Origin of the sequence: Bradyrhizobium sp. (assembly GCF_016462955.1) — a bacterium.
Lineage (GTDB): Bacteria > Pseudomonadota > Alphaproteobacteria > Rhizobiales > Xanthobacteraceae > Bradyrhizobium.
The window spans coordinates 3,116-4,198 of record NZ_JAEMSD010000552.1 but is presented as its reverse complement, the minus strand read 5'-3'; the positions used below and the strand labels follow the sequence as shown (position 1 = coordinate 4,198).

Here is a 1,083-nt window from a genome sequence, read left to right as displayed (position 1 = left end):
TCCTGGTGCTGCGCGAGGACGCGACGCTGGACGAGGCGCTGCGGGGCAGGATCGCTGCGTCGATCCGGTCGTCATTGTCGCCGCGTTTCGTGCCGGACGAAATCGCCGTGTCGCCGGGGATTCCGCGAACGCTGTCGGGCAAGAAGCAGGAGCTGCCGATCAAGAAGCTCCTGCTCGGCCATCCCGTCGAAGAGGTCATCAACAAGGAAGCGATGGCCAACCCGGCCTGCCTCGACTGGTATCTCGCCTTCGCGCGCGACCATTTGGCGCGAAGCGCCGTGTAGCTTCGATCAGCCGCCGCCGAAATTGGAAGGATCGAGATTCCTGTTCTCCGACGGCGGGATCGGCGGCCACCCGGGAAATTTGTACCAGCCGGGCGGCACCGGCGCGTTCTCGGCCGGTTGGACGGCGACGGGATGGGGGTGACGGTGGCGGGCCGGCGCCGCCTCGGCGGCCGCGCCAGCCGACATCAACAGGATCACAATCGTAATAAACCGCATCACATTGGCTCCAGACGTCCACCCGGACCGACATGTGGTGCGGGAACCATGCTGGGCCCACTTGAATTCGCCGTCATGACCGCTCACAACGGCGTCACCAACGCGAGGATCGGCCCAATTGCGCCGATGCCGTTTGGAATCCATTCACCGATGGCCGCTAGCTAGATCAGGATAGATCCTCCGCGCCGGACGCCATGGCCGACCTCAACGCCGTCCTGACCAGGCTGAACGACCGTCTGCTCCGCCTCGAGGGAGAGCTGTTCGTGCTGCGCTCGCTGGCGCGCGCGACGCTGACGGCGGGCGACGACCATGCGGCACGCATGCGCAAGCTGGTCGAGGCTGCAAAGGTTGCGCTCGACGACGAGGCGAGGCGCCCACTCGACAAGCCGACCCGCAAATATGTCGATGCGGCAACGGCACTGGTGGAGGAGTTGCTGGTCGAGCCGACGCCAGCACGACCGCTGTTCACGGTGATCGACGGCGGCCGGCGCGACTGAGCGGCAAATTCGCCGCCGCGGCGATCGGAGCTGACGCACGCCGTATCGCGCTTCAGGTCGTGGAATTCTCTGCCTTCAGCCGGCTC

General features: G+C 66.1%; 2 protein-coding genes and 1 pseudogene. 2 read left to right on the top strand and 1 reads right to left on the bottom strand.

Going from position 1 to position 1,083, the window contains the following annotated elements:
* Positions 1-284: pseudogene (locus JHD07_RS34175) on the top strand (acetoacetate--CoA ligase); the annotation flags it as partial.
* A gap of 6 nt (positions 285-290) precedes the next feature.
* Here the strand turns inward: JHD07_RS34175 and JHD07_RS34170 are convergent.
* Positions 291-500: a hypothetical protein gene (locus JHD07_RS34170; RefSeq protein ID WP_291630180.1), complete on the bottom strand. Its 210-nt coding sequence runs from the start codon at positions 498-500 to the stop codon at positions 291-293.
* A gap of 194 nt (positions 501-694) precedes the next feature.
* Here JHD07_RS34170 and JHD07_RS34165 point away from each other — a divergent pair, with 194 nt between their 5' ends.
* Positions 695-997 (top strand): hypothetical protein, encoded by a 303-nt coding sequence (locus JHD07_RS34165; protein ID WP_028136298.1) that lies wholly within the window; start codon positions 695-697, stop codon positions 995-997.
* Positions 998-1,083: the final 86 nt, after the last annotated feature.

Bases quoted from the DNA above. Each gene is read 5' to 3' on its own strand.
- JHD07_RS34170 (WP_291630180.1), bottom strand. From the start codon at position 500: ATGCGGTTTATTACGATTGTGATCCTGTTGATGTCGGCTGGCGCGGCC.
- JHD07_RS34165 (WP_028136298.1), top strand. From the start codon at position 695: ATGGCCGACCTCAACGCCGTCCTGACCAGGCTGAACGACCGTCTGCTC.